Raw genomic sequence first — 18,843 nt, 5'->3', positions numbered from 1 at the left:
CGGCCAGCCGGCTGCTACAGGGTCAGGTGCAGAACGAAGGATTCGTAGGGCCGCAGGTGCACGTGCCGGCTGCGGGGCTCGTGGTCCGGGTAGTTGCTGATCAGCAGGCGCTGTTGCATGCCCGCGCCGATTACCGCTTCCGGCAACTCGACCTGGCACGGCGCGCCGTAGAAGTTGTTCACCACCAGCAGGCGCTCGCCCTCGCCCTCGCGCACATAGGCCCAGACTTGCCGATGCTCGGGCAGCAGCTGGCGATAGAGGCCGTGCTGGATCAGCGCTTCCTGGCGGCGCAAGGCGATCAGCCGACGGTAGTGATGCAGCACCGAATCCTGGTCGTCGAGTTGCGCCTCGACATTGATCTGGCTGGCGTTGGCCGGTATCCCGATCCAGGGCTCGGCGCCGCTGAAACCGGCGTTGGCCCCGGCATGCCACTGCATCGGCGTGCGTCCGTTGTCCCGGGATTTCTGCTGGATCGCCGCCATGATGACCTGCGGGTCTTCACCGGCCTCGCGCTTGAGGCGGTGGATGTTCAGGGTCTCGACATCGCGGTACTGCTCGATGCGCTCGAAATGCGGATTGGTCATGCCCAGCTCTTCGCCCTGATAGACGAAAGGCGTGCCCTGGAGCAGGTGCAGCGCGGTGGCCAGCATCTTCGCCGAGACCACCCGGTGTTCGCCGTCATCGCCAAAGCGCGAGACCACCCGCGGCTGGTCGTGGTTACACCAGAACAGCGCATTCCAGCCGCCGCCGGCCTGCATGCCGGTTTGCCAATCGGAGAGGATGCGCTTGAGTTCGAGGAAGTCGAAATCGGCCCGCAGCCACTTCTGCTGGTTGGGGTAGTCCACCTTCAGGTGATGGAAGTTGAAGGTCATCGACAACTCCTTCGACTCCGGATGGGAATAGCGGATGCAGTGCTCCAGGCGGGTGGAGGACATCTCGCCGACATTCACCAGATCGTGGCCGGCGAACACTTCCCGATGCATCTCCTGCAGGTACTGGTGGACGTTGGGGCCGTCGGTATAGAAGCGGCGGCCGTCACTCTGGTCCTCGGGGAAATCCGCCGGTTTGGAGATCAGGTTGATCACGTCGAGGCGGAAGCCGCCGACGCCCTTGTCGCGCCAGAAACGCATCATCTTGAACACCTCGGCGCGCACCTGGGGGTTGTCCCAGTTGAGGTCGGCCTGGGTGTGATCGAACAGGTGCAGGTAGTACTGCCCGGTCTGGGCCTCGTATTCCCAGGCGGAGCCGCCGAACTTGGATTCCCAGTTGTTGGGCTCATCGCGCCAGATGTAGAAGTCCCGGTAGGGGTTGTCCAGGCTGCTGCGGGCCTGCTGGAACCAGGCGTGCTCGATGGAGGTGTGGTTGACCACGATATCCAGCATCAGCTTGATCCCGCGCTTGCCGGCTTCGGCGATCAGCAGCTCGCAATCGGCCATGCTGCCGTAGCTGGGATCGATGGCGTAGTAGTCGCTGATGTCGTAGCCATTGTCCCGCTGTGGCGAGCGCAGGAACGGCGTCAGCCACAGGCAGTCGACCCCCAGCCAGTGCAGGTAGTCGAGCTTGTCCACCACGCCCAGCAGGTCGCCGGTGGGCCGCCCTTGGTGGCTGTGAAAACTCTTCGGGTAGATCTGGTAGATCACCGAACGCTGCCAGTCTTGCATGGGGGAATCCTTTGGAAAGTACGAGGACATTCGCCGGCGAGCCGGCGCCTACAGGGCGGGTCAGGCCACGCGATAGCCGGGCCGGATGATCTTCAGGCTCAGGCCGCAGGTCAGGACAAAAGGCACCACCAGGGCGATGACCATGCCGATGACGAACATCGGGATGTACTGGGGAATGATCGAGATGAACCCCGGCAGCCCGCCGACGCCGATGGCCGAGGCCTGGACCTTGTTCAGCGACAGGAACACGCAGCCCAGGGCCGAGCCGATCAGCGCGGCATAGAAGGGAAACTTGTAGCGCAGGTTGACGCCGAACATCGCCGGCTCGGTGATGCCGAAGTAGGCGGAAATCGCCGAGGTCGACGCCATGCTGCGATCACGGGCGTTGCGGCTCATGGTGAACACCGCCAGGGCCGCGCTGCCCTGGGCCAGGTTGGACATGACGATCATCGGCCAGATGAAGGTGCCGCCCTGGGTGGCAATCAGTTGCAGGTCGACCGCCAGGAACATGTGGTGCATGCCGGTGATCACCAGTGGCGCATAGAGCAGGCCGAAGATCGCGCCGCCGAGCATGGGCGCCAGTTCGAACAGGGTGACCACGCCTTCGGTGATCAGAATCCCCAGGTGCCGGGTCACCGGACCGATGATCGCCAGGGCCAGCACGCCGGTGACCACGATGGTGGTGATGGGCACCACCAGCAGGGTGATGGCGTTGGGCACCCGGGCGCGCAGCCATTTTTCGATCACGCTCATCACATAGGCCGCCAGCAGGATCGGCAGGATCTGCCCCTGATAGCCCACCTTCTCGATCTGGAACAGACCGAAGATGTCGAAGTACGGCAGGCTCTGGCCATCCAGCCCGGCCACCGCCTTGCCGTAGTTCCAGGCGTTGAGCAGATCGGGGTGGACCAGCATCAGGCCCAGGACGATGCCCAGGATCTCGCTACCGCCAAAGCGCTTGGCCGCCGACCAGCCCACCAGGGCCGGGAGGAACACGAAGGAGGTGTTGGCCATCAGGTTGATCAGGCTCCAGAGCCCGTCGAGGCCCGGGTAGGCCTCAAGCAGGGTCTTGCCCTCGATGAACATGCCCTTGGCCCCCAGCAGGTTGTTCACCCCCATCAGCAGGCCGGCGATGATCAGCGCCGGCAGGATCGGCATGAACACATCGGAGAACACCCGCACCAGGCGCTGCATGGCGTGGGTCTTCTGGGCGCCCTTGTCCTTCACGTCGGCAATGGTCGAGGCCGCCAGACCGGTCTGTTGGCGCAAGGCCGCATAGACCTTTTCCACTTCGCCGGGGCCGATCACCACCTGATACAGGCCACCGGTGAAGAACGAGCCCTTGACCAGGTCGATCTGGTTGAGGGTGGCGCTGTCGACCAGGCTCGGGTCCTTGAGGGCCAGGCGCAGGCGGGTCACGCAGTGGGCCGCCTGTTCGAGGTTGTCGGCGCCACCGAGGCTGTGCAGCAACTCGCTGGCGATCGTTGAATAGTCGTGGCTCATGCTTGTTCTTCCACCTGAGATTTTTGTTATTGGCAGCACGCCGAGGGGCAACTTACTCGTCTGTACGAGTTAAATCAACAACTCGTACAGACGAGTTTGAAATTTTCTTCCGCCACCGCCTTGCGCCGGGTGGTTTCCGCCTGGGAAAGCCTGGCCCGGGCGCATGGACAAATGCCCCGTCCAGCCCTTAAGGTGCCTGCCTTGAGCACAGTCCGGCACAGAGCCATCCCATGAGCAAATACAACCAGATCTACAGTGATCTGCTTGCCAGCATCACCACCGAACGCCTGGAGCGTGGCGCCCGCCTGCCTTCGGAAAGCGAACTGATGGACAGCTACCAGGCCAGCCGCGGCACCGTGCGCAAGGCCATCGAACTGCTGCAGGAGCGCGGCTTCGCGCAGAAGATCCATGGCAAGGGCACCTTCGTGCTCTCGCCCAATCCCATCGAGTTCCAGCTGGGCGGCATCGTCAGCTTCCAGGAAACCTATCCGCGCCTGGGGGATGACGTCAGCACCGAGGTGGTGGAGTTCAGCCAGTTCCCCCTGCAAGGCGCGCTGCTCAATCACCTGCAGGCCGAAGAAGGCAGCCTGATCACCCGCATCAAGCGCGTGCGGCGAATCGACGGCAAGCGGGTGATTCTCGACATCAACCATTTTGTCGCCGAGCTGATTCCGGGGCTGGACCGGCAGATCGCCGAGCATTCGATCTACGCCTACATCGAACAGACCCTGCAACTGAACATCAGCTATGCCCAGCGCACCATCGAGGCCAGCCCGCGGAGCAAGGACGACCAGCAGTTGCTCGACCTGGACGGCCAGAGCCATGTGATCGTGGTGAGCAACCAGACCTTTCTGCAGGACGGGCGGCAGTTCGAGTACACCGAATCACGGCACACCCTGGACAAGTTCTACTTCTCCGACGTGGCCCGGCGCTAAGCCCTGCCCCGTCAGCCCAGCAGGGCCGCCAGCTCAGCGCTGAGGGGGCCAATGCGCTGCGCCTCCTTGGCGGTATTCACCTGCTGCGCCACCCGCGCCACCTCGATCACCGGATGCTTGAGGGGATAACCGCCCTTGCTGTCCAGCCAGCTCAGGACCTCCGCCAGGTGCCACAGCGAGGTGCTGCCCTCATGGATCGCCAGGGGAAAGCTGTCGGCGTGGCCAAGCATCAGCTTGCGCATGTTCTGCCGTGACACCCCGACGATCTCGGCGATCTCGCTGAGGCCGACGAAATCCGGACTGGCCTCCACCAGCCGCGCCTCGGGGATGATGCGCTTGATATCCCCCAGGGCACTGAGCAGCGCTGCCTCGGCGCTCTCGGCCTCGCGACTGAACTCCAGGGCCAGGCGCCCGGCCAGGCCGGTGCCGACCAGGACGTCGGTGCACCCCGCCGCACCGAGGCGCTCCACCAGTTGCAGCGGATCACAGCCCTCCAGCGGCAGCAGATAGTTGAGGGTGAACAGGTATTCCATGGTGCTTACTCCTGACGGGCTGCCGGCGCCTTGGCCCCACGCAGCTGGTTCACGGTGCAGTTGTCGATCACCCGGCATAGCGCCCGGGCGTGCTGGGTCGGGTTCTTCGGGGTCCGCCAGACACTGGTGACGCAGAACTCGCCACAGCGACACACTTCGTTGTTGTACGGGCAGTAGATCCGCCCCCACGCATGGCCACCACCGACCTCGATGCGCCAGCCCTGCCATTCGGCGTAGCGCAGGGCCATTTCAATGTCCTTCTTGGGATGAGTTGCACGAGCCATCCATAGCCTCCAGTATCGTCAGGAACACAAGGTTGTCAATTGACAACCCAATACAATCCGATCAATGCCGCTCAGCGACAATTCGCTGCAAGGGCAAAACACTGAGGGACGACTTCAAAGGTACACGGCACCCCGGAGGCTCGACGGGGCAATGTCTTTCCCGGTATTGCGTGAACGCGAAAAACCCGGGTTTTCCAATACCTGGACATACAAATGGCGATCCACCCAAGGTGCGATCGCCATTTGTCTTGCAACGCAGTGACTTCAGTCGACAAACCGACTGAGACGTTCTGCTCCCACCTCCGTCACCCGGACCATGGCACTGACCACCACCCCGTCGCACCGATCGTGAGCGACCACATTCCAGCCATTGGGCATCACCCGGACACGTGAGGTTCCGGCCTTGGCCAACACCTGAACATTCAATACCTGGCCGGCCACCATGGGCTCGGAGCGTCCCGCAACGCGGTAACCCAGTACCTGAGGCGCCTGGATCCGCTGCCTGCCCATGCCATAACCGCAGTATTCAAACACCGCACTGAATCCCTGGGCGTCCAGTACTTCCTGGATCGCGCTGCCGATGGCCCCCAGGGACTCACCACCGCGTACCTGTCGCAAGCCCTGCTCCAGAGCGTCCTTGGCAGCGCTCAACAAGCGCAGTTGTTCTGTGCTGGCGCCGGGCGTGGCAAAGGTCCAGGACTGCGCCCCATACCCCTTGCGCGATGACACCACGACCTCGACCTTGACCAACGCACTGGCCGGCAAGCATTTCTCCGAGGGCAGGCAACCGATCAGCTCCGCATTCACCGAGACAGGAACGGCTGCGGGGTATCCCTTGTAGCCCACCAGCGCAGGCAGTAACTGCCGGCTATCAAGCTGCTGCAGCACATGTTCCTGAATCTCCAGACGCGACACCCCCTCCACCATAAACGGCTTGAGCGACAGCAGAATGTCCGTCACCTCGGCAGCGAGGCGCCGCTCTTCAGCCACGATCTCCTGCTCCGGCAAGGCGCCGATCAGCGCAAAGGCTTCGCGATTGTCCGCGGCAAAACGATCAAAACGCGACAATGGCTGCGCCATCGCGCTCGGCAGTTCAGGCGCTTCTGCCGCCAGGCCCAAGGTTCGCAGCAGCTTGCCAAACACACTCATCTCAACATCCCTATCCGATGACCCGCCCCGCAGGACGGTCGATATTCTTTAGCAAGAAGGCCCCTGATCTCGCGATCAGGGGCCTTCTTGGCGGACTAGAAAATACTCGTCCATTTCACCCGAGCCTGACTCTCGTGAGGCTGCGGGATCATTCCCACTCGATGGTGGCCGGCGGCTTGCTCGACACGTCGTAGGTGACGCGGGAGATGCCTTCGATTTCGTTGATGATCCGGCCGCTGACGGTTTCCAGCAGCTCGTAAGGCAGGTGTGCCCAACGTGCGGTCATGAAGTCGATGGTTTCCACGGCGCGCAGGGCCACGACCCAGGCGTAACGACGGCCATCGCCCACCACGCCCACCGATTTCACCGGCTGGAACACGACGAATGCCTGGCTGACTTTGTGGTACCAGTCGGCCTTGCGCAGTTCTTCGATGAAGATGTGGTCGGCGCGACGCAGCAGGTCGGCGTATTCCTTCTTCACTTCACCGAGGATGCGCACGCCCAGGCCCGGGCCCGGGAACGGGTGACGGTAGACCATGTCGTACGGCAGGCCCAGCTCCAGGCCCAGACGGCGGACTTCGTCCTTGAACAGCTCACGCAGCGGTTCAACCAGCTTGAGGTTCATTTCTTCCGGCAGGCCGCCCACGTTGTGGTGCGACTTGATCACGTGGGCCTTGCCGCTTTTCGCGCCAGCCGACTCGATCACGTCCGGGTAGATGGTGCCCTGGGCCAGGTACTTGATGTTTTCCAGCTTGCAGGATTCGGCATCGAACACGTCGATGAAGGTGCGGCCGATGATCTTGCGCTTCTTCTCCGGGTCGGATTCACCGGCCAGGTTGCTGAGGAACTGCTCCTCGGCGTTGGCGCGGATCACCTTGACGCCCATGTTCTCGGCGAACATGGCCATCACTTGCTCGCCTTCGTGCAGGCGCAGCAGGCCGTTGTCGACGAAAACGCAGGTCAGCTGGTCGCCGATGGCCTTGTGCAGCAGGGCCGCCACCACCGAGGAGTCGACACCACCGGACAGGCCCAGCAGGACGTTGTCGCTGCCGACCTGGGCGCGGATCTGGGCAATGGCGTCTTCGGCGATCTTCGACGGGGTCCACAGCGCTTCACAGCCGCAGATATCGAGGATGAAGCGCGACAGAATGCGGCCGCCCTGCTTGGTGTGGGTCACTTCCGGGTGGAACTGCACGCCGTAGTAACGCAGGTCATCGTTGAACATGCCGGCAATCGGGCAGCTCGGGGTGCTGGCCAGGATGTGGAAGTCCTTGGGCATCTTGGTGACCTTGTCACCGTGGCTCATCCACACATCGAGACCGAACAGGCCGTCGGCGTCGACGTGGTCTTCGATGCCGTCCAGCAGGCGGCTCTTGCCCACCACATCAACCCGGGCGTAACCGAATTCGCGCAGTTCGGAACCTTCGACCTTGCCGCCCATTTGCTCGGCCATGGTCTGCATGCCGTAGCAGATGCCGAAGACCGGGACGCCCAGATCGAACACCGCTTGCGGGCAGCGAGGGCTGTTGGCTTCGTGCACGGACTCGGGGCCGCCGGCGAGGATGACGCCTTTGGGAGCGAATTCGCGGATCGCTTCGTCGTCCATGTCGAACGGATGCAGTTCGCAGTAGACCCCGATTTCACGCACGCGGCGGGCGATCAGTTGGGTGTACTGGGAACCGAAGTCGAGGATCAGAATGCGGTGGGCGTGAATGTCGAGGGCCATGGTCAGTCTCGTCTAATTTCAGAAACGACACGGGGCTGAAAAACACAGCCCCGGTTACTAAATTCGTCGATCGCCTCCGGGCCTGGGCCTGGAGGCGATCACTATCAACCTACGCGATAGTTTGGCGCTTCCTTGGTGATCTGCACGTCGTGGACGTGGGATTCAGCCATGCCGGCGCCGGTGATGCGGACAAACTCCGGCTTGGTGCGCATTTCTTCGATGTTGGCGCTACCGGTGTAGCCCATGGAAGAACGCAGGCCACCCATCAGCTGATGGATGATCGCGGTCAGGGTGCCCTTGTACGGCACACGACCTTCGATACCTTCCGGTACCAGCTTCTCGGCACCCGCGGAGGAGTCCTGGAAGTAGCGGTCGGAAGAGCCCTGGGCCTGGGACATGGCGCCCAGGGAACCCATGCCACGGTAAGCCTTGTAGGAACGACCCTGGAACAGTTCGATCTCGCCCGGAGCCTCTTCGGTACCGGCGAACATCGAACCCATCATCACGCAGGAGGCACCGGCCACGATGGCCTTGGACAGGTCACCGGAGAAACGGATACCGCCGTCGGCGATCAGGGGAACGCCCGTGCCGACCAGGGCCGCTGCAACATTGGCGATCGCGCTGATTTGCGGCACGCCGACACCGGCAACGATACGGGTGGTGCAGATCGAGCCAGGGCCGATACCGACCTTGACCGCGTCGGCGCCGGCTTCGGCCAGGGCCTTGGCTGCAGCGCCGGTAGCGATGTTGCCGCCGATCACCTGGACCTCAGGGAAGTTCTCCTTGACCCAGCGAACGCGGTCGATCACGCCCTTGGAGTGACCGTGGGCGGTGTCTACCACCACCACGTCGACACCGGCGTTGACCAGCGCGGCAACGCGATCGCCGGTGTCCTTACCCGTGCCGACCGCAGCGCCGACGCGCAGGCGACCTTGGTCGTCCTTGCTGGCCAGCGGGTAGGCCTTGGCTTTTTCGATGTCGTTGACGGTCATCATGCCCTTGAGGGCGAAGGCGTCGTCGACGATCAGTACGCGCTCGATGCGGTGCTTGTGCAGCAGCTCGCGGACGGCGGTCTTGTCGGCGCCTTCCTTGACGGTGACCAGACGCTCTTTAGGCGTCATCACTTCGCGAACGCTGACGTCCAGACGGCTTTCGAAACGCACGTCGCGGGAAGTCACGATGCCCACCAGGTCGCCGTTGTGCAGCACGGGCACACCGGAGATGTTGTGCATGTTGGTCAGCTCGAGCAGATCACGCACGGTGGCGTCGGCTTCGATGGTGATGGGGTCTTTGACCACACCGGCTTCGAAACGCTTGACCTTGCGCACTTCGGCAGCTTGCTGCTCGATGGTCATGTTCTTGTGGATGATGCCGATGCCGCCTTCCTGAGCCATGGCGATTGCCAGACGGGCTTCAGTGACGGTGTCCATGGCGGCGGAAACCAGTGGAATATTCAGCTCGATGCCACGGGTCAAACGGGTCTTTAGACTGACTTCATTAGGCAGTACTTCGGAATAACCGGGCACTAAGAGGATGTCGTCGAAGGTGAGGGCTTCTTGGCTGATACGCAGCATCGCGGGGGCTCCCGGGCGGGAAAATGGAAGCGCGCCATTATACTCAGACACCTACCCGGGCTCAATGTAAAACTCTGTCTAATATTGCTGGAGTGATAGATGGAGATATCCGCGCGCTACAACTCGACCTTGACCCAACTTATCGGTTGATCCAGCCAGTCGGCGAACTCGTCGATAAAACTCTGTTTGAAACCCGCTTCGGCCCAGTTGTTGAAGATAAAGCCCAAGTTGGAAAAGCCGCATTCCTGAAGAAACAGAAAGCCGTTGATGTCATCTTCATGACCGCACTCGGGACAGGTGAAGTTATCGGTCCGCCCCGGCATCCAGTCTTCCAGGCTCTCGAACAGCGCCTCGCCGATTTCCTGGCGGCATTCGGCGCAGCCGGCTTCTTCGAGGAAGCCCTTGGCCGGGGTATAGATGCAGCGCTTGGTGATGATCTCCAGGCCATTGATCGGCTCGCCGAAGGGCAGCGCCTCTGGCCGCAGCACCACGTCCCGTGCCCCCGGCGCAATCGCATGGCCCATGCGATTGCCGGTACGCCCGCAGGTGCTCAGGGTTTCCTCGACGATGTTCTTGCGCACCAGCCAGCGCACGATGGCCCGGGCCCGGGGCTCGTGCACCGGCAGGGTGGAGATTTTCGGGACGAGGATGCTTTGCGAGTTCATGGATAACCTGAAACGTGCGGGACAGTACGAACGCGTTCGCCGGCAAACCGGCTCCTGGCATCAATTGTAGGAGCCGGCGTGCCGGCGAACGAATTTAAAGGCCCGCAGCTTAATCCCTGCCCCCGGCAGGTCAAGTGCTCAGGTAGCGCCCGATCAAGGCAAAACCACTGGCCAGCACCAGCCAGGTCACCAGGCGGACAAAAGCCTCCCGAGACAATTTCATGGTCAAGCGCCGCCCGACCCACAAGCCCAACGCCATCGCTGGCAACAGGCAGCCGGCCAACAGCAGCAGCGGCCACTCGGCATACACCCCGGCCAGGGCGAACAGGCTCAGGCGCACCACGGTGCTGCAACTGATCAACGCACTTTGAGTGGCCCGGGCCGGGTCCTTGGGCAAACGGCTGTTCAGGTAAATGGCATATAGAAAGCCGCCACTGCCAAACAGCGCGCCAAACATTCCGCCCACTATTCCCATCGGCACCGCCCAGCCGGCCGCCAGCTGAGCCGGGCGCACCTTCACCCACAAGCTGTAGATGGCGTAGGCACTGATAAACAGCCCCATTAATAGAAGCAGCAGATCGGACTTGAGGTTGAGCAGGAAAATCACCCCCAAGGTGCAGCCCAGCGCCATGCAGGGCAACAGCCGCAACAGCTCGGGCCTGGCCACGTCCTTGCGCGACGGCAACAGGTTGCCGAAGGCCGCGACAAAGTCGAGCAGCACCAGCAGCGGCACGATCTTCGACAACGGCATGAACAGGATCAGCACCGGCCCCGCCACCAGCGCCGTGCCGAAACCGGCAATGCCAAACACGATGTACGCCAGCGCGATGCCCAGGCCGATCGCCAACCAGGCTCCCGGACCAAACGACCACTGACTCAACCCCTCGATGATCACGCTCATCACTGCGACTTCCCCAACTGGATCAGCAATGACTTTAGCCAGCGGCGAGCCTTGCGACTAATATCGTCAAAGCCTTCAACCCATCGCAAAAAGGCATGCCTTGTGATTTCAACCCGTCAACTGCGCTATTTCGTGGAAATTGCCGAGAGCGGTAGCTTCAGCGCTGCGGCAGAACGCCTGTTCGTTGCCCAGTCGGCCCTCAGCCGGCAGATCAAGGAACTGGAAGGCCAACTGCAAACCCCACTGTTCCAACGCACCGCCCGCCAGCCTCGGCTGACTGCCGCCGGTGAAGCCTTCCTGCCCAAGGCCCGCAACCTGCTGAGCGAACTGCACAAGGCCGCGGAGCTGGCCACCCAGGTCGGCCAGGGGCAACTGGGCACGCTGCGCCTGAGTCATTCAAGCACCGTGCCCATGAGCGGTCGCCTGCTGAGGGGCATCAGCGAGTATCTGCAGGCGTGCCCCGGAGCCTCGATGGACATCGTCAAGCTGTCGTCCGAGGCGCAGTTGCAGGAGCTCGCCGAAGGCCGGCTGGATGCTGGCCTGCTGCGCCTGCCGGTACTGCGCCAGCGGGAGGGCGTGCAAATCGTGCCCCTGTTCAGCGAATCCCTGCTCCTGGCCTTGCCGCCACAGCATCCTCTGGCCCTTGATCCACCGGCCCGGGGGGTGGAGTTGGCGCAACTGCGCAACGAAGCCTTTATCTCCATCCCCCATCCCCAGCGCGGGGGCTTGAGCTATCTGTCGGCACAGTTGTGCATGCGCCAGGGATTCTTTCCCAAGGCCGCGCGAGTGATGTCACGCAAGACCACTCAACTGCAGTTGATCCAGGCCGGTTTCGGCATCGCCCTGCTGCCCGAATCGATGCAGGACATCGCCCCGACCAGCGTGCGTTTCCTGCCTCTGGCCGATAGCGATTGCCAGAGCACCGTCGCCCTCGCCTATCGACAAGACCCCACACCGCTGGTGGCGCAGTTTGTCGAACAGCTGCGCAATCATTGGCAATCGAATTGCGTTGTTCCGTGGACTGACAGCCCCTTAAACTGCGCCCCATGATTAAAGATCCCTTTGCACGACTCGGCCTGGACCGCGAGGTCCTCACTGTCACCCAGCTCAACGGCCGCGCCCGGGTGCTGCTCGAGGACGTGTTCAGCAACATCTGGGTCGAAGGCGAGATCTCCAACCTCGCTCGCCCGGCTTCCGGCCATGTCTACTTCACCCTCAAGGACAGCGGCGCCCAGGTGCGTTGCGCGCTGTTCCGGCAGAACGCCGCGCGGGTCCGCCAGGCCCTGAAGGACGGCCTGGCGGTCAAGGTCCGGGGCAAGGTCTCGCTGTTCGAGGGCCGCGGCGACTATCAACTGATCCTCGACACCGTGGAGCCAGCCGGTGACGGCGCCCTGCGCCTGGCCTTCGATGCACTCAAGGAAAAGCTCAGCGCCGAAGGCCTGTTCAGCGCCGAGCGCAAGGTGCCGCTGCCCGCTCATCCGCAACGCATCGGCATCATCAGTTCCCCTACCGGCGCGGTGATCCGCGACATCATCAGCGTGTTCCGCCGCCGGGCGCCGCAGGTTGAACTGACCCTGATTCCCACAGCGGTGCAGGGCCGCGAGGCCACGGCGCAGATCGTCCGCGCCTTGCAACTGGCCGATGCCCGGGGCTTTGACGCGCTGATCCTGGCCCGTGGTGGCGGCTCGCTGGAAGACCTCTGGTGCTTCAACGAAGAAGCCGTGGCGCGGGCAGTGGATGCCTGCGTGACGCCGATCGTCAGCGCCGTCGGCCATGAAACCGACGTGTCCATCAGCGATTTCGTGGCCGACGTTCGTGCCCCCACGCCTTCCGCCGCCGCCGAACTGCTGGCCCCTGATTCCAGCGACCTGCAACGCCGCATCGACAGCCTGCATCGGCGCCTGGTGATGCGCATCCGCGACCGGCTGATGCGCGACCGCCTGCGCCTGGACGGCCTGGCCCGACGCCTGCGCCATCCCGGCGAACGCCTGCGCCAGCAAGCACAGCGCCTGGATGACCTGGACATGCGCCTGCGCCGGGCCTTCGAACGCAGCCTCAATACCCGGCGCGAACGCTTGATCCGCCTGGAAACCCGCCTCGGCGCCCAGCATCCGGGTCGGCAACTGGCACTGCTGCGCCAGCGCCTGGACAGCCTGGCCGAACGGCTGCCCCGCGCCATGCGCGAAGGTCTCAAGGCCCGGCGCCTGCAATTGCACAGCCAGATGCAGACCCTGCATGTGGTCAGCCCCCTGGCCACCCTGGGCCGCGGCTACAGCATCCTGCTGGACGATCGTGGCCAGGCCATCCGCAACGCCGCCCAGACCCGCAACGGCCAGCGCCTCACTGCCCGCCTGGGTGAAGGCGAGTTGCAAGTGCGGGTCGAAGACAACCACCTGACGCCTGTCACCCTCTCTCTACTGGATTGATCCATGTCGCGCTTTCTCTGCTCCCTGCTGTTGCTGTGCCTGGCCTTGAATGCTCAAGCCGACAGCTACATCACCCGCCTGTTGAACAAGCCTGTGCCCGGTGGCGTCGCGGTGGTCGACCTGGGCAACGCCGCCCAGGCGCCCAAGGCCAGCTATCAAGGCAAACCCGTGCTGGTGGTCAAGGAGCAGAACAACTGGCTGGCGATCGTCGGCATCCCACTGACGGTCAAGCCCGGTCCCCAGCAGATCAGCGCCGGCAACCGCAGCTTGAGTTTCGTGGTGGGTAGCAAGAAATACCCCGAGCAGCACATCACCTTGAAGAACCAGCGCCAGGTCAATCCGAACCCGGCGGACCTCAAGCGCATCGATGGCGAACTGGCAGAGCAGATCCGCGCCTACCGCAGCTTCAGCCCCAACACCCCGAGCAACCTGCTGCTGGACAAACCGGTTAACGGACCGCTGTCGAGCAAGTTCGGCGTGCGCCGGTTCTTCAATGGCGAGGAGCGCAATCCTCACGCCGGGCTGGACTTTGCCGTACCGGCAGGCACGCCGATCAAGACTCCGGCAGCCGGCAAGGTGATCCTGATCGGCAACTACTTCTTCAACGGCAACACGGTGTTCGTCGACCACGGCCAGGGCTTTATCAGCATGTTCTGCCACATGTCGAAGATCGATGTGAAAGTCGGCCAGTCGCTGGCTCGCGCAGCAGTGGTGGGCAAGGTGGGTTCGACTGGACGCGCCACCGGCCCGCATATGCACTGGAACGTCAGCCTGAACGATGCCCGGGTCGATCCGGCGATTTTTATCGGGGCGTTTCAACCCTGATCCCCGGGCCTGACCGCCGACAAGTCGGCCCCCACGAGGATTGCGCAGGCCAGGACGACTGCGCAATCGTTGATATTCTTTACAAGAATAGCCAGCATAAAATCTCGATATAGCTTCAATTTCGAGTATTCCTCTCAATTTTTTTCGACTGCTTGCCATCTCTCATCTCAGTGGTTAGGGTTGAGCGCATGAAAACCTCTCACACCCTCATTCAGCGTCGTCAACACCGGAGCCTCTGCCTCGTCAGCGCACGACTGCCAGGCTGAATCGCGGTGTCTCATCCCCCTGCGTCAACACTGCACTCTTGACTCACCGGCAGGCCGCCTCTTTTCGGCCCGGACCATAAGGATTTCTCCATGACCATGCTCAAAGACCCATCCTCCAAGTACCGCGCGTTTCCGACCATCAACTTGCCGGACCGCACCTGGCCGTCGAAGACCATCACCCGCGCGCCGATCTGGTGCAGCTCGGACTTGCGTGATGGCAACCAGTCGCTGATCGAGCCGATGGATGCGGTCAAGAAGCTGCGTTTCTGGAAAACCCTGGTAGCTGTTGGCGTGAAGGAAATCGAGGCGTCGTTCCCCGCCGCTTCGCAAACCGACTTCGATTTCGTGCGCACCCTGATCGAAGGCGGCCATATCCCGGACGACACCACCATCCAGGTATTGACCCAGGCCCGCGAAGACCTGATTGCCCGCACCTTCGAGTCCTTGCGTGGGGCGAAGAAAGCCATCGTCCACCTGTACAACGCCACCAGCCCGTCGTTCCGCCGCATCGTCTTCAACCAGGACAAGGCCGGCGTGAAGGAAATCGCGGTGAACGCCGCCAAGCTGTTCGTCAAATACGCCGCTCAGCAGCCGGAAACCCAGTGGCAGTTCGAGTACTCGCCAGAGACCTTCAGCGCCACCGAACTGGAGTTCGCCAAGGAAGTCTGTGACGCCGTGGTGGAAGTCTGGAACGCGACGCCGACCAACAAGGTGATCCTCAACCTGCCGGCCACCGTTGAAGTGGCGACACCGAACATCTACGCCGACCAGATCGAGTGGTTCTGCCGCCACATCAACCGTCGCGACAGCGTGCTCATCAGCCTGCACACCCACAACGACCGTGGCACTGGCGTAGCCGCCACCGAGCTGGGCCTGATGGCCGGCGCCGACCGTGTGGAAGGCTGCCTGTTCGGCAACGGCGAGCGTACCGGCAACGTCGACCTGGTCACCGTGGCCTTGAACCTCTATACCCAGGGCGTCGATCCGGAGCTGGACTTTTCCGACATCGACGGCGTGCGCAAAGTGGTGGAAGAGTGCAACCAGATTGCCGTGCACCCACGTCACCCATATGTCGGTGACCTGGTCCACACCGCCTTCTCCGGCTCCCACCAGGACGCGATTCGCAAGGGCTTCGCCCAGCAGAAAGCCGACGGCTTGTGGGAAGTGCCGTACTTGCCGATCGACCCGGCCGACATCGGTCGCAGCTACGAGGCAGTGATCCGCGTCAACAGCCAGTCGGGCAAGGGCGGTATCGCCTACCTGCTGGAGCAGGAATACGGCATCAGCTTGCCGCGCCGCATGCAGATCGAATTCAGCCAGGTGGTGCAGCGGGAAACCGATCGCCTGGGCCTGGAAATGACCGCCCAGCAGATCCACGCGCTGTTGCACAGCGAGTACTTGCAGGCCAACACCCCGTACGCGCTGGTCAGCCATCGCCTGCAGGAAGAAAACGGCCACAGCGCCGTGGAAGTGGAAGTGTCGAGCAAGGGCCAGGGCGAAACCAACCTGCACTGGCGTGGCAAGGGCAACGGTGCCCTGGAAGCGCTGGTGGCCGGCTTGCCGGTGCCGGTGGAGATCATGGACTACAACGAACACGCCATCGGCGCCGGCACCAACGCCAAGGCGGCGGCCTACATCGAACTGCGGGTCAACGGTGAGCGTGCGGTCCACGGCGTGGGCATCGACGAAAACATCACCACGGCCAGCTTCAAGGCGCTGTTCAGTGCCCTGAACCGCTCCCTGAGCGAGCAGGAAGCCAAGGCGGCTTAAACAGCGCTGATCAAAAAGGCCCCGGGGAGCGCTGCTCCTCGGGGCCTTTTTGCATCCGTTGCCACGCTAATTGGGCGCGGCACAGGGTTCAGGCATGGACATCGACACTGAACATGGCTTGCAGCAAAGCGGCCTGCAACACCTGCAAAGTGCTGTTGGTCACGGCAATCTGCGCCTGAATCTCCATGACCTGCTGGGCCTTCTGTTCATCACTGGCCTGCCCCTTCTCGGTACTGGCCAATTGCGCCTGTTGTTGCTGCAGAATCTTCTGGGTCTGCTCGATCTGCTTCTGCAACTGCTGCACCGGATCGCCGCCACCTTGCACCGCATCGATGCCGGCACCGGCAGAGTTGACCCGCAGTTCCTTGTCCTCGCCATCCTTGCCCTGGGCCGCCGGCGCCAGCGGGCTGGTGTCTTCGGCTGCCCCGGTCACGACTGTCGGCGCGGACAATGGATAAGGATTGACGGCATTGGCGTTGATGGTGGTCATGCTTGATTCCTCCTGGATGTCCGTCCTATCGGCGCTCGTCCCTGAAGCTTGATATCGGCAACCTGTAAAAAAGTGTGCGGCGATCTGCCCCTAAGTGAACATGAAAGTGTCGGCATCGAGGTTGGCTGGAAAGCGTGCGCGGTAGGCCGCCAGCTCGCCGGCATTCAGGCGCACCTGAAACACCCCATCCGCTTCCCCGGCGCTAAGCAGGGTTTCGCCCTGATAATCCAGCACCTGGCTGTCACCGGTGTAGGCGAAGCCCTTGCCGTCAGTGCCGATCCGGTTGACCGCCGCCACATAGCAAAGATTTTCAATGGCCCGGGCCGGTAGCAGGCGGTTCCAGTGCAAGCGCCGGGCGCCCGGCCAATTGGCGGTGTACAGCAGCAGATCGGTGTCCTGGGCATCGCGACTCCACACCGGAAAGCGCAGGTCGTAGCAGATCAGCGGACGAATGCGCCAGCCCTTGAGCTCGAACTGCACCTGGCGCTCGCCCGGAGTGAAGTGATTGTGCTCGCCGGCCATGCGGAACAGATGGCGCTTGTCGTAATGCCAGACTTCGCCGTCGGGGCGTGCCCACAACAGGCGGTTACGGTGGCTGCCATCCGCCGCCTGGATGATCACGCTCCCCGTGATCACCGCATCGAGCCTCTTCGCCTGGCAGCGCAACCACTTGCTGGTGGGACCGTTCTCAGACTCCGCCAGGGTGCTGGACTCCATGGAAAATCCGGTGGTGAACATCTCCGGCAGGATAATCAGATCGGCACCGCGGGCCTGCTCCAGCAACTGCTCAAAGTGTTCGAAGTTGGCCTGGCGGTCATGCCAGGCCAGGGTGGTCTGAATCAACGCCAGATTCAGATCGGGTAATGCACTCAGATCACGCATAGTTTCTCCGCTGCCTGACGCAGCGTCTCCTCGCGTTTGGCGAAACACAGTCGTACCAGACGCTGCCCCTGGGGCGGCTGCCGATAGAACACCGACACCGGAATGGCGGCCACGCCATGTTCGCGGGTCATCCATTTCGCCATGTCGACGTCATTCAAGTCCGGACGAATCTGCGCATAGTCCACCAGTTGAAAGTAAGTACCGGCCACCCGGGTGAAGCTGAAACGCGAAGCGCTCAGCAAGTCGCAGAACAGATCACGCTTGGCCTGATAGAAGGCCGGCAGTTCCTCGACATGTTCCGGGCACTGGGCCATGAAATCCGCCAGAGCGTACTGCAAAGGGGTCACGCCGCAGAAGCTGACATATTGATGCACCTTGCGCAGCTCGGCGCTCAGGGCCGGTGGCGCAACCACATATCCCGTCTTCCAGCCAGTCACGTGGTAAGTCTTGCCGAAGGAACTGACAACGAAGGCCCGTTTATACAGCTCCTCGTGAGCCAATACGCTGACATGGGGCACACCGTCGAATACCAGATGTTCATACACCTCGTCGCTGACCAGGTAGATGTCGCGATCACGGATCAACGCTGCCAGCTGATCCAGCTCGGCCCAGCTGATCAAGGCGCCACTGGGGTTGTGAGGGGTGTTGAGGATGATCATCCGCGTACGCGGACTCAAGGCTTGGCCAAGCTGCTGCCAGTCGATGGCAAAGTCCTCGAGCCCGAGCTGCACATGCACACAGCGGCCACCGGCCAGCTCCACTGCCGGCTCATAACTGTCGTAACAGGGATCGAAAACGATGACCTCGTCGCCACGCTGAATCACCGCCTGGATGGCACAGAAAATGGCCTGGGTCGCGCCAGGAGTGATGGTCACTTCGCTGTCGGCATTGACCTCGACGCCATAGCTGCGAGCGATTTTCGCCGCCACCTGTTGGCGCAGAGCCGGCAAACCGGTCATGGGGGCGTATTGGTTATGGCCATTGGCGATATGCCGGCCAACCGCGTCGCGCAAGGCCTGGGGACCATCGAAATCAGGAAAGCCCTGGGACAGGTTGAGCGCTCCGGTTTCCACCGCGAGCTGGGACATTTGCGTGAAGATGGTGGTGCCGACATGCGGCAGCTTACTGGTGATCATGAGGGTTCCCTGCTGAACACCCGGCTCTACGGCGGCGCGGGAGGTCCCGAGAATAGCCCAAAGCGCGGCGATTAAAAAAGGGGCCCCAAGGCCCCTTCTTCTGTCGCTGCTTCAAGC

Annotated in this window: 17 protein-coding genes; 5 read left to right on the top strand and 12 right to left on the bottom strand. The window is 62.6% G+C overall.

Going from position 1 to position 18,843, the window contains the following annotated elements; all coding sequences use genetic code 11:
• Nucleotides 1-14: 14 nt before the first annotated feature.
• Both treC and treP read right to left on the bottom strand, forming a co-directional pair.
• The gene (gene treC / locus L1O02_RS06440) at nt 15-1,661 is read right to left on the bottom strand and encodes an alpha,alpha-phosphotrehalase (protein ID WP_235759715.1); all 1,647 of its coding nucleotides are present in this window, start codon (nt 1,659-1,661) and stop codon (nt 15-17) included.
• Nucleotides 1,662-1,721: 60 nt separating this feature from the next.
• Nucleotides 1,722-3,164 carry a PTS system trehalose-specific EIIBC component gene (gene treP, locus L1O02_RS06435; RefSeq protein ID WP_060840861.1) on the bottom strand — a complete coding sequence of 481 codons (1,443 nt, stop codon included), beginning with the start codon at nt 3,162-3,164 and terminating at the stop codon, nt 1,722-1,724.
• A gap of 230 nt (nt 3,165-3,394) precedes the next feature.
• Here treP and treR point away from each other — a divergent pair, with 230 nt between their 5' ends.
• Nucleotides 3,395-4,099 (top strand): trehalose operon repressor, encoded by a 705-nt coding sequence (gene treR / locus L1O02_RS06430; RefSeq protein WP_108545279.1) that lies wholly within the window; start codon nt 3,395-3,397, stop codon nt 4,097-4,099.
• An 11-nt stretch (nt 4,100-4,110) separates the two neighbouring features.
• On the opposite strand, the gene L1O02_RS06425 is transcribed toward treR, so the two are convergent.
• The 7 genes from L1O02_RS06425 to L1O02_RS06395 all read right to left on the bottom strand — a co-directional run bounded on the left by L1O02_RS06425 (nt 4,111) and on the right by L1O02_RS06395 (nt 10,931).
• On the bottom strand, nt 4,111-4,632 hold the full coding sequence (locus L1O02_RS06425) for a hypothetical protein (protein WP_060844507.1): 522 nt from the start codon (nt 4,630-4,632) through the stop codon (nt 4,111-4,113).
• A 5-nt stretch (nt 4,633-4,637) separates the two neighbouring features.
• Nucleotides 4,638-4,916: a hypothetical protein gene (locus L1O02_RS06420; protein ID WP_060840864.1), complete on the bottom strand. Its 279-nt coding sequence runs from the start codon at nt 4,914-4,916 to the stop codon at nt 4,638-4,640.
• Nucleotides 4,917-5,180: 264 nt separating this feature from the next.
• Complete coding sequence (locus tag L1O02_RS06415) at nt 5,181-6,059, bottom strand: M24 family metallopeptidase (protein WP_235759714.1); 879 nt, start codon at nt 6,057-6,059, stop codon at nt 5,181-5,183.
• A 154-nt stretch (nt 6,060-6,213) separates the two neighbouring features.
• Nucleotides 6,214-7,791 (bottom strand): glutamine-hydrolyzing GMP synthase, encoded by a 1,578-nt coding sequence (guaA, locus tag L1O02_RS06410; RefSeq protein ID WP_060840865.1) that lies wholly within the window; start codon nt 7,789-7,791, stop codon nt 6,214-6,216.
• A gap of 104 nt (nt 7,792-7,895) precedes the next feature.
• On the bottom strand, nt 7,896-9,365 hold the full coding sequence (gene guaB, locus L1O02_RS06405; RefSeq protein WP_060840866.1) for an IMP dehydrogenase: 1,470 nt from the start codon (nt 9,363-9,365) through the stop codon (nt 7,896-7,898).
• A 116-nt stretch (nt 9,366-9,481) separates the two neighbouring features.
• On the bottom strand, nt 9,482-10,030 hold the full coding sequence (locus L1O02_RS06400) for a hypothetical protein (RefSeq protein WP_060840867.1): 549 nt from the start codon (nt 10,028-10,030) through the stop codon (nt 9,482-9,484).
• A 130-nt stretch (nt 10,031-10,160) separates the two neighbouring features.
• Nucleotides 10,161-10,931 carry a sulfite exporter TauE/SafE family protein gene (locus L1O02_RS06395; protein WP_060844520.1) on the bottom strand — a complete coding sequence of 257 codons (771 nt, stop codon included), beginning with the start codon at nt 10,929-10,931 and terminating at the stop codon, nt 10,161-10,163.
• Nucleotides 10,932-11,033: 102 nt separating this feature from the next.
• On the opposite strand from L1O02_RS06395, the gene L1O02_RS06390 reads away from it, so the two are divergent.
• The 4 genes from L1O02_RS06390 to leuA all read left to right on the top strand — a co-directional run bounded on the left by L1O02_RS06390 (nt 11,034) and on the right by leuA (nt 16,218).
• Nucleotides 11,034-11,981, top strand: coding sequence for a LysR family transcriptional regulator (locus tag L1O02_RS06390; protein ID WP_235759713.1), 948 nt, complete (start codon nt 11,034-11,036; stop codon nt 11,979-11,981).
• Complete coding sequence (gene xseA / locus L1O02_RS06385; RefSeq protein ID WP_108545275.1) at nt 11,978-13,357, top strand: exodeoxyribonuclease VII large subunit; 1,380 nt, start codon at nt 11,978-11,980, stop codon at nt 13,355-13,357. Before L1O02_RS06390 ends, xseA begins: the two co-directional genes overlap by 4 nt.
• 3 nt (nt 13,358-13,360) lie before the next feature.
• Nucleotides 13,361-14,182, top strand: a complete 822-nt coding sequence (locus tag L1O02_RS06380) for a peptidoglycan DD-metalloendopeptidase family protein (protein WP_060840871.1) — start codon at nt 13,361-13,363, stop codon at nt 14,180-14,182.
• Between the two features lie 356 nt (nt 14,183-14,538).
• On the top strand, nt 14,539-16,218 hold the full coding sequence (leuA, locus tag L1O02_RS06375; protein ID WP_016968325.1) for a 2-isopropylmalate synthase: 1,680 nt from the start codon (nt 14,539-14,541) through the stop codon (nt 16,216-16,218).
• Between the two features lie 88 nt (nt 16,219-16,306).
• Here leuA and L1O02_RS06370 read toward each other — a convergent pair whose 3' ends face one another.
• The 3 genes from L1O02_RS06370 to L1O02_RS06360 all read right to left on the bottom strand — a co-directional run bounded on the left by L1O02_RS06370 (nt 16,307) and on the right by L1O02_RS06360 (nt 18,726).
• On the bottom strand, nt 16,307-16,708 hold the full coding sequence (locus L1O02_RS06370; protein WP_060844524.1) for a hypothetical protein: 402 nt from the start codon (nt 16,706-16,708) through the stop codon (nt 16,307-16,309).
• A gap of 90 nt (nt 16,709-16,798) precedes the next feature.
• Nucleotides 16,799-17,590, bottom strand: coding sequence for an amidohydrolase (locus L1O02_RS06365; RefSeq protein ID WP_108545400.1), 792 nt, complete (start codon nt 17,588-17,590; stop codon nt 16,799-16,801).
• A complete protein-coding gene (locus tag L1O02_RS06360) occupies nt 17,578-18,726 on the bottom strand; it encodes a pyridoxal phosphate-dependent aminotransferase (protein WP_060840874.1) in 1,149 nt (382 codons plus the stop codon). The genes L1O02_RS06365 and L1O02_RS06360 overlap by 13 nt, the downstream gene beginning before the upstream one ends.
• Nucleotides 18,727-18,843 lie beyond the last annotated feature (117 nt).

Origin of the sequence: Pseudomonas sp. BC42 (genome assembly GCF_021560055.1) — a bacterium.
In the GTDB taxonomy this organism is placed as follows: Bacteria; Pseudomonadota; Gammaproteobacteria; order Pseudomonadales; family Pseudomonadaceae; genus Aquipseudomonas.
This window is presented reverse-complemented; position numbering and strand designations above follow the sequence as displayed.